Origin of the sequence: Chloroflexus sp. (genome assembly GCF_034435895.1) — a bacterium.
Lineage (GTDB): Bacteria > Chloroflexota > Chloroflexia > Chloroflexales > Chloroflexaceae > Chloroflexus.
The window spans coordinates 1-8,932 of the sequence record NZ_DAOTWH010000276.1 but is presented as its reverse complement, the minus strand read 5'-3'; the positions used below and the strand labels follow the sequence as shown (position 1 = coordinate 8,932).

Below are 8,932 nucleotides of genomic sequence, written 5' to 3'. Positions count from 1 at the left end.
ACGCCCATACGGCGCCGGACGACCAGATGGCTGATTCGCCGGTGGCCGGTTCCCTCCTGCCAGCGGGTTCGGGTTACGGCCAGCGCCACTCGCCGGCGCGCCATTCGTCGTCCGGCTACCACCCGGCTGCCCGGCGCCGCGGCCACTGCCCGTTCCCGTACCGCCTGTATCGCGTCGTGGTTTATCACTCATTATCAACTCCCTTTCTGGGGAGAGCATCGCTCAAGTTGACGTTCTCCCATTAAGCTTAGGCGCACGGACATCAACGGCGCCGGCGGCAGCAAACTTTCACACAGGCGCCAATGCAGCCGAACACGTCTCAAGAAGACGCCGTTGACATCGTCTCCTGAAGTAATTGCCGCCCCATCTGTTCAATTGTCGCCCGATCATCGGGATGCAGCGCAGCAACCTTCAACGCGCGTTCCACCGCGTGGCGGCGCAAAGCCTGTGACCAGCACTCAGGGTTATGGCAAAGGTACGCCCCGCGTCCGGGCCGTTTACCGGTCGGATCGATCGCCACCCGCCCGCTTGCATCGCGCGCCAAGCGAATCAACGCGCGCTTGGCATCGCTTTGCCGGCACACAATACATGTGCGTTGCGGCACATGGCGCGGACGCGCCACCCCTGACTTGGCTTGAGCCGCCATCGTCTCACTCCTCATCGGGCGAGGCCTGCCCGCCTTCCAGCAAGATATAAGAAGCGAACAGGCGATTGTTGTAGTAGATAAAGATCTTCTGCGAGGTAGCCCGCACCTGTACCGTCTGGCCAACCAGATCATTGCCCAGCGGGCCATAGCGATGACCGCGATAGCGGATCGTGCCATCGGCCTGCACTACCCGCTGCTCAACCGGCGCACTCGCTAATTCGGCCTCGATTGCCATCTGTTCGGCCTCAGCTTCGGCGCGCGCCTCGGCAGCGGCCCGCTCCTCCTCAAGCAACGCCGACGCGCTCTTGATATCGATCCGCCAACCGGTCAACTTCGCCGCCAACCGCACATTCTGGCCCTCCTTGCCGATCGCCAGCGACAATTGCTTATCGGGCACAATCACCAGCGCGGTATGGTCGTGATCATTCAGATGCACCTCCACCACCTGCGCTGGCGAGAGCGCATTAGCAATATACTCGCGCGGATCGGACGACCACTGCACGACGTCGATCTTCTCGCCATTCAGCTCGTTCACGATATTCTGAATGCGGATGCCGCGCATCCCCACACACGAACCAACCGGGTCGATCCCTTCTTGGCGAGCAGCGACAGCAACCTTAGTGCGCAGACCGGGTTCGCGCGCCACCGACTTAATCTCAACCGCGCCGTTGTAAATCTCCGGCACTTCCATCTCAAACAGGCGGTTGATCAGATTCTTATGCGCGCGCGAGGCGATCAGACGCGGGCCGCGATCATCCTTTTTTACCTCGGTCAACAGCACTTTCAGGCGCTGGCCATGGTAGTAGCGATCGTTCGCAACCTGCTCTTTAGGCGGAATAACGACCTCTGCCTTACCCAGTTCGAGGATGACATTGCCGCGCGGGCCATTATTGCGCTGCACAGTAGCGGTCAGCAACTCGCCCTCACGATTCTCGAACTCGCTATAGACGTAGTTGCGTTCGATCTCTTTAATCCCCTGCAACACCACCTGCTTAGCGGTTTGGGCCGCGATCCGGCCAAAATCGCGCGGCGTACTCTCAACCAGCACCGTCTCGCCGATCTGAGCATCAGGTTTGATCCGGCGCGCCGCGGCGAGATCGATCTCAAACCGCTCGTCGTACACCTCGTCAACCACCTGTTTTTCGGCGTAGACCCGCGCCATCCCGCTCACCGGATCGAGCCTCACCGTCACCTCGACGGTTGGCGGGTTGGGACCGAGCAGGCGCTTATACGCGCTGACCAGCGCCCGTTCCATCACATCAATGATGGCCTCTTTCGGAATACCGCGTTCGGATGCAATCTGAGTAATCGCCGCGTAAAAATCGCTTTTCATCGCTGTAACTCGTCTGACAATAAGAAAAGTGGGTATGACCCACTTTCCACTCGAACAACGCAGACTGCTGCGCCAGACCGCTGCAACAGCAGCGGAAGCGGCTTTCTAGCGGTACTCACAGACGGTTCATCGCGCTTCCCTGAACGGCCTGATGAGACTGTCGCCCATTTCGACAGCAGCGAGTGTCAAGCAGGCGGCTGCCCATGCTCACGGTTGGGGCAACCTGACTCCGCACATCAAGTATATCACCACCGATCGGCTTTTGCAAACCGTTTTTGAACGGATTTTCGCCCCGCATTCCGAACATGTGTACGAAAATCTACGACGCCGGCGGGCGATCTGTGGTATAATAGAGCGTGATGATGTGAGCACCTATGCGAGCGAAACGCATGCGCCAACCATTCTATGTGATTGACGCCTTGGCTGCCGGTTACGCCACCGTTCACCGCCAGCCGTTCATCTTGCTCTTCTCGATCGGGTTGAGCGCATACCTCTGGCTCGGCAACGCGATCACGTTGGCGCTCCCCTCAACGAGCGATCAAAGCATCATCGCGCAGTGGATCGGCACCTTACACGCGATTGATGCGCGCACCTTACTGGTGATCACGAATCTGATCCCGCTCCTCACGCCGGGAGCGGAGGCCGTCACCCCACCGCCGCTCGTGCTCACAACCGGGCAGTTTGGGTTGGCGGTGATTGGGTTAAACGCCGTTGCGCTCGCGCTCAGCAGCCTTTTTCTGGCGTCGCTCCGCCAACTGATGCGCCCAGAATGGCCATGGCTGCAAACAACGTTGGCGCACAGCGTCGCGATCGGCATCCGGCTCGCCGGTGCAGTTGGCATTGCGCTGAGCATCGTGGCGCTGCCGCTCGTGCTCAGCATCGTGACAGTATTGCTCATGCCGGAAACAACGCCATTTTTCTTCACCGGCTGGATTGCGCTCAGCCTGATCGGGCTAGTCATCTTTGGCTTCACGCCTGAAATTATCACGTTCCAGCGATACGGGCCGCTCGCTGCATTGCGGGCAAGCTGGCACTTCGCCCGCCAGCGCTGGTTTTCGATCGCAACCTTCTTGGCCATCTGTACGGTGATCGAGTTTGGGTTCGCCAATCTATGGCGAGCGCTAGCAATGCAGCCGGGATGGTTAGCGCCGGCGATCGTCGGCAATGCCTATATCGGCAGCGGTTTGCGCGCCGCACGCTTGCAGTTTTACCGGTATTACGCCAAGATGTAACGCCAATACCGTTCTTTACGAACCGAGGCGCGCTGAGCGCTCCGCCATGTCTTGCTTAAGGAACACAAACGATGACGAACGAGACTCCGGCAACCTACGACGAAAGCCAGATTCAGGTGCTGGAAGGCATGGAAGCCGTCCGAAAGCGCCCCGGCATGTACATCGGCCCCACCGACATCAACGGCCTGCACACCATGGTGCGCGAAGTGGTTGACAACTCGGTGGATGAAGTGATGGCCGGGCGCGCAACCAGCGTCAGCGTCACCATTCACCGTGACGGCTCGGTGACGGTCAGCGATGACGGCTCTGGCATTCCGGTCGGGATTCACCCCAAAGAGGGGATTAGCACTCTCACGCTGGTCATGACCCGCTTGCACGCCGGCGGTAAGTTTGGCAGCGGCGGCTATAAGGTCTCGTCCGGCTTGCACGGCGTCGGCGTGTCGGCAGTTAATGCCCTTTCGGCGTATATGCGGGTGGATGTCTACCGCAATGGCCACCACTATTACCAAGAGTACCGCGCCGGGGTGCCGGTGACCGATGTGATCGATCTCGAACCGACCGACCGCCACGGCACCACGACCCGCTTTTTGCCCGATACGTCGATCATTCAAACTCTCGACTATAACTTTGATACGCTCGCCCAACGCTTCCGCGAGATGAGCTATCTCAATAAGGGGCTGCGGTTCAAGTTTGTCGATGAACGCACCAACCGCGAGCTCAACTTCTATTTCGAGGGCGGGATTGTCTCGTATGTCCGCCACCTCAACAAAGATAAGGTGGTATTGCACCGCCAGCCGTTTTACGTCGAGCGCATGATTGATGAGGTGATGGTTGAGGTGGCGTTGCAGTACACCGACTCGTTCGATACTGATAACGTCTACACCTTCGCCAACAACATTAACAACTCGGATGGCGGCGCGCACCTGTCAGGTTTCCGCACTGCGCTGACCCGCGTGATTAACAACTATGCCCGCGCCAAAGGGTTGCTGAAAGAGAACGAGAGCAACCTGACCGGCGACGACGTGCGCGAGGGCTTAACGGCAGTGATCAGCGTCAAGCTGAAAGACCCGCAGTTTTCGTCGCAGACGAAAGAAAAGCTGGTCAGCCCGGAAGCGGCCAGCGCGGTGGCAACGGTGTTCGGCGACGCCTTCAGCGCATGGCTCGACGAGAACCCCACCGAGGCGCGGCGGATTATCGAGAAGGCGATTTCGGCGGCCCGCACCCGCCTCGCGGTGCAGAAGGTGCGCGAGACGGCGCGCAAGAGCGCGATGGAGGGCTTTTCGCTGCCCGGCAAGCTGGCCGACTGTTCAGACCCCAATCCGGCCCGTTGCGAGTTGTATATCGTTGAGGGTGACAGCGCCGGCGGCACAGCCAAGCAGGGGCGCGATCGCCGCTTTCAGGCCATCCTACCGCTGCGCGGCAAGATTCTGAACGTCGAGAAGAGCCGGCTTGACCGCATGCTCTCGAATGCTGAGGTGCGGGCGCTGATCACGGCCATCGGCGCTTCGATCGGCGATCAGTTTGATCTGAGCAAGCTGCGCTATCACCGCATCTTCCTGATGACCGACGCCGATGTGGACGGCAGCCACATCCGCACGCTCTTGCTCACCTTTTTCTTCCGCCACATGCGGCCACTCATCACCAACGGCCACCTCTTCATCGCCCAACCGCCGCTCTACCGGATCAAGCACGGGCGCGAGCAGGTCTATACCTATTCCGACGCCGAGCGCGACGCTTATCTGAGCAAGCTGCCACCCGGCACCAAGGTCGAAATCCAGCGCTACAAAGGGCTGGGTGAAATGAACGCCGAGCAGCTCTGGGAGACGACGATGAACCCGCAGAACCGGGTGATCTTACAGGTGACGCTGGAAGATGCGGCCCGCGCCGATGAGACATTCACGATGTTGATGGGTGATCTGGTGCCGCCCCGCCGCCGGTTCATCCAGACTCACGCCAATGAGGTAGTGGAGCTGGATATTTGATGCGACGGCGGCTGAGGAAGAAACGACCCGCCATCTCTTCCCCCGCCGCCAGCCGCTTATCAATCAACCCGTTTGGTTTCGGCGCCTGCTGGACGATAGGCTGATTTGCGCTCCTCAGCCTTTGGTTGCATCCGGATCAACCAAACGACCAACAGCACGGGAATAATCCAGACCGGCAACCAAACGCCGAGGACGATAAGGAAGTTAAGAATATTTTGGATGAAGGTTAAGAGTAATCTCACTTGCTCACGCAAGATTTTGCCCGGATCCCAACCTTCTTTCTGCGGTTCAGGTGCAGAGGTAGATGCGAGCGGGATCGGGCGCAACTCGACGGTAATGGTAGAGTAATTAGTGTTCTGTTCGAGATAGCGCATGCGACCCTTCACCTGCTCGATTTGCCCCTGCACTGAGCTAATCTCTTGATTGAGACGCAGTATCTCATCTAACGTGCCGGCGCGTTCCAACAGCGCCGTCAAGCGCGCATGGGTCGATTCGAGATTACGCAGCCGCGATGTCAGATCTACATATTGTTCTGTGATGTCTTCTCCATCGACGGTGCGGCTGAGCACACGATGAGCAATCCCTTCAACCTCGGCTAACACCCGCTCGAACTGCTCGAACGGCACCCGGAAAGAGACAGACGACTTCTTTTGATCGCCTTCGCCAACCGTGCGCGCGCGCAGGATGTAGCCACCCACTCGATCAACCGCATCCCGCAGCTTAGCCTCAGCTTGATCAACCGAATCAACCTCGATCACCAGATTGGCATTCAAAATAACCATCCGCAGACCGTACTGCAATTGGTTGCCTTCCGCCGGAGCGCCAGCCGGCGCATTGGCGCTATCGCCACCCGCCTCGACAGCCGCATTTGGCGCTGGCATAACCGCTTCCGCTCGCAACGCCTCTCCCGGCGCACCACTCATCATCGCGCCCTGCGGCGGCGCTGAGGGCGCCGCAGCGCCTTCAACCGAAGTAACATACTGCGGCGGCGACGCTACCGGCGCTTGCGCGCCACATGCCGCCAGCCCAAACGCCGCTGCTACCATTATGATCATCACCAGCCGTGCCATCCGATGACCTCCTCGAACCTGAGAATCTGCTGATAACCGGTGTTTGACTAGAGAAACGGCGCAGAGCGGGATTTGGTTCCCGGTCGAATGATGAAACTTTTCCGCAGCAGATGCGTAAGGTATAGCGGGTAAGAAGTCTGCTTCCCACACACAGACAAATATTATGCCAACAAAGGAGAAGCTTCATGACCGCACCCGACCCGTTTTCGTTGCCACCAGCGCCGCCTACCGAACGCCGCAGCCCATTGCCATTGATCATCGGTGGCGGGATTGTTGGGTTGCTCTTAATTGTGATCGGCGCCAGCGCACTGGCGTTCACCCTGCTCAGCCAGCGGGCCAGCGCTATCCCGGAACTGCTGCCGGCGGAAACCCAGATCTACGCTGCGATCACGCCCAATCTGAGCGATCTGCCCAACATTGACCGGCTGCGGCGGGCCTTCCCCGAAACGTTCGATTACCAGAACACCGCCGAAACAGCGGACTTTCTGCAAGAACGCTTTGGCGTAACGTTCGCTGACGACATCGCGCCATGGATCGGCGCTGAAGCGGCAGTGGCGATCTACGGATTGCCGATCGATCAGCTTGGCGGCGCACTGAGCGAATCGACCGATCCATTCAACCCGCCGTCAACACTCGACCCGCTTGAGGATGCTAATCTACGCAATGCCAATGTGCTGCTGATCGTAGCGGCCCGCGATCAACGCGCCGCGCAAGCCTTCCTTGACAAACAACGCGCTTTTCGGGAAGGGGAAGGCGAGCGTTTCACCCGCAACACCGCCAATGGGGTGACGATTTACGCCAGCGAGAGCGATGAAACGCCGTTTGCCGCTTTCGCGCTGGCGCGCAACATGGTGGTTTTTGCCAGCAACGCGGCCAGCATCACGAAACTGATCGAACAGCGCAGCGAGAGCGCGCTGGCCCGCAACGCGCAATTCCAAGCCGTGCTCCAAAGTTTGCCGAATGACCGGATCGGCACGATCTACATTGCAGGAGAAGCGCTGGCGCGCTTTGTTGACAGCTCATTCGAGGCAGACTCACTTGATGAGAGCAACCCATTTATCGCCGATGCCCGTGTCGCAGCACAGGCTATGCAAGGCATCGGTTTCACGATGGCAGTGATCGACAGTGGGTTGCGCTTCGATGCGGTCACTGTTTTTGATCAAACCCGGCTGAGCAGCGATCTGCGCGAACAGCTCAGCGGCTTTCGCCCGACCGTCTCGCCCGAACGGGCCGGCGAGGTCAGCAGCGCAGCGATCGGCGTGTTTAGCTTTGCCATCCCCGCCGATTGGGGCCAAAGGCTGCGCGACCAACTCGAGTCGGCGCCGGAAACCGCCAATTCGCTCCGCGATCTCGAAGGCAATCTCGGCATCGATCTCGACCGTGACCTGTTTCGCTGGTTTCACGGCGAGGGGGTGATCGCCGTGTTGCCCAACGAGAGTGCCGAGGCGCCGGTAGGAGGGTATTTCGCGCTGCGTGTGTCAGATCAGGCTGCCGCCGAGCAAGGTATGCAACGGTTGAGCGAACTCGCCGAAGACCTCGCCGGGATTCGCTTCCAAGCAACTTCGCTCGGACGCACGCAGGTGCAAGCGTTTGAAGCGGGCGATCTCTTCTTTGGCTATGGCTTCAGCGGCAACGATCTGGTGATCGCAGTGGGCCGGCAAGCCATGGAAGCCGCCTTCGGCGCAGAACAGAAGCTATCAGGTTTTGCCACCTATACCAATGCGCTAAAAGCGTTGCCGTCACCAAATAGCGGAGTCTTTTATGTTAATCTCAGCGCGACGCGTGATCTAGCTAACCGGCTCGGCAACGATCTGGTTGATCCCGATACCGAACGGCGGCTAGCGCCCTTCCACGCCATTACCAGCAGCGGCACCGTGGGGATCGACGATCGCGGCGCAGTGCGAGGGACGTTGCTGTTGAGTATTGAGCCGTAGTGATGGAGAGTGGGGAATTGCTCATTCCCCACTCCCGGTTGCGGCTCCTATTTCGTGATCAGGGGCACGAAGACCTCCCAGCGCGTGCGGGTTACGGTGATGGTAAAGTGTTGCTCAGCGCTCAAACCACTACGATTCGGTTACACGCAACACCACCCCATAAGCGCCCGGCATTGCGGGAGTGCCAGTCAAGGTGGCCGTGCCATTGCCGTGATCGGTGAGGGTCAGCCATGCCGGCTTGGCCGGCGCAATGATCGTCAACACATCGCCAGTATCGGGATCGCTAGCAAGAACGGTATAGGTGTAGACAGCGCCTTGCTCTGCGGTTGTGACCGGAGTGCTGGTAAAGGCGGGAGCACGGTTGAGCCGGCTGAAGGTGGCGTAATAACGGTAGTCCTGCTGAGAGTTATCGTTAACGGATTGGTGGTTGTGACCACATCACCACTCCAGCCAGTAGAGACCCAACCTTCAGCCGGTTCCGCGGTCAGGCGCACTTGATCAAGGTAGGTGTAGGCGCCTTGATCCGGCACACGTTGTACCGATCCCTCACCAATGCGATTCACGGTCAACGTATACGCCTGAAACTCATACGCCCCCGCGTCCACTGCCGCGTTCGTCACCCGCGGCTGCCTGTCCGCGTCCGTCGCTGGCAGCGTCACCCCGCTCGCCGTCCCGTAGTCAATTGCTGGCGACCCGTACCGCAGCCGGTAGTTCCCCGCCGCCGTCGGCACCGCC

The 8,932-nt window shown here is 59.6% G+C and carries 7 protein-coding genes and 2 pseudogenes; 3 read left to right on the top strand and 6 right to left on the bottom strand.

Going from position 1 to position 8,932, the window contains the following annotated elements; genetic code table 11:
* The 3 genes and pseudogenes from U9R81_RS15740 to nusA all read right to left on the bottom strand — a co-directional run.
* Positions 1 to 192, bottom strand: a pseudogene (locus U9R81_RS15740) (hypothetical protein); the annotation flags it as partial.
* A 127-nt stretch (positions 193 to 319) separates the two neighbouring features.
* Entirely contained in the window at positions 320 to 646 is a 327-nt protein-coding gene (rnpM, locus tag U9R81_RS15735; protein WP_322496379.1) for an RNase P modulator RnpM, read from the bottom strand.
* Positions 647 to 650: 4 nt separating this feature from the next.
* Positions 651 to 1,979 (bottom strand): transcription termination factor NusA, encoded by a 1,329-nt coding sequence (gene nusA / locus U9R81_RS15730; RefSeq protein WP_322496378.1) that lies wholly within the window; start codon positions 1,977 to 1,979, stop codon positions 651 to 653.
* Between the two features lie 374 nt (positions 1,980 to 2,353).
* Here nusA and U9R81_RS15725 point away from each other — a divergent pair, with 374 nt between their 5' ends.
* Together U9R81_RS15725 and gyrB are read left to right on the top strand one after the other, a co-directional pair.
* On the top strand, positions 2,354 to 3,211 hold the full coding sequence (locus U9R81_RS15725; protein ID WP_322496377.1) for a hypothetical protein: 858 nt from the start codon (positions 2,354 to 2,356) through the stop codon (positions 3,209 to 3,211).
* Positions 3,212 to 3,282: 71 nt separating this feature from the next.
* Positions 3,283 to 5,193 (top strand): DNA topoisomerase (ATP-hydrolyzing) subunit B, encoded by a 1,911-nt coding sequence (gyrB, locus tag U9R81_RS15720; RefSeq protein WP_322496376.1) that lies wholly within the window; start codon positions 3,283 to 3,285, stop codon positions 5,191 to 5,193.
* Between the two features lie 59 nt (positions 5,194 to 5,252).
* Here the strand turns inward: gyrB and U9R81_RS15715 are convergent, their stop codons facing one another.
* Complete coding sequence (locus tag U9R81_RS15715; RefSeq protein ID WP_322496375.1) at positions 5,253 to 6,263, bottom strand: DUF4349 domain-containing protein; 1,011 nt, start codon at positions 6,261 to 6,263, stop codon at positions 5,253 to 5,255.
* A 185-nt stretch (positions 6,264 to 6,448) separates the two neighbouring features.
* Between U9R81_RS15715 and U9R81_RS15710 the strand changes: the two genes are divergently transcribed.
* A complete protein-coding gene (locus U9R81_RS15710; RefSeq protein ID WP_322496374.1) occupies positions 6,449 to 8,197 on the top strand; it encodes a DUF3352 domain-containing protein in 1,749 nt (582 codons plus the stop codon).
* 129 nt (positions 8,198 to 8,326) lie between these two features.
* Here U9R81_RS15710 and U9R81_RS15705 read toward each other — a convergent pair.
* Both U9R81_RS15705 and U9R81_RS15700 read right to left on the bottom strand, forming a co-directional pair.
* Positions 8,327 to 8,500, bottom strand: a pseudogene (locus tag U9R81_RS15705) (hypothetical protein); the annotation flags it as partial.
* A complete protein-coding gene (locus U9R81_RS15700) occupies positions 8,455 to 8,856 on the bottom strand; it encodes an InlB B-repeat-containing protein (RefSeq protein WP_416180981.1) in 402 nt (133 codons plus the stop codon). The pseudogene U9R81_RS15705 and the gene U9R81_RS15700, both read right to left, overlap by 46 nt.
* Positions 8,857 to 8,932: the final 76 nt, after the last annotated feature.

Bases quoted from the DNA above. Each gene is read 5' to 3' on its own strand.
- U9R81_RS15715 (WP_322496375.1), bottom strand. From the start codon at position 6,263: ATGGCACGGCTGGTGATGATCATAATGGTAGCAGCGGCGTTTGGGCTG.
- U9R81_RS15710 (WP_322496374.1), top strand. From the start codon at position 6,449: ATGACCGCACCCGACCCGTTTTCGTTGCCACCAGCGCCGCCTACCGAA.
- rnpM (WP_322496379.1), bottom strand. From the start codon at position 646: ATGGCGGCTCAAGCCAAGTCAGGGGTGGCGCGTCCGCGCCATGTGCCG.
- gyrB (WP_322496376.1), top strand. From the start codon at position 3,283: ATGACGAACGAGACTCCGGCAACCTACGACGAAAGCCAGATTCAGGTG.
- nusA (WP_322496378.1), bottom strand. From the start codon at position 1,979: ATGAAAAGCGATTTTTACGCGGCGATTACTCAGATTGCATCCGAACGC.
- U9R81_RS15725 (WP_322496377.1), top strand. From the start codon at position 2,354: ATGCGAGCGAAACGCATGCGCCAACCATTCTATGTGATTGACGCCTTG.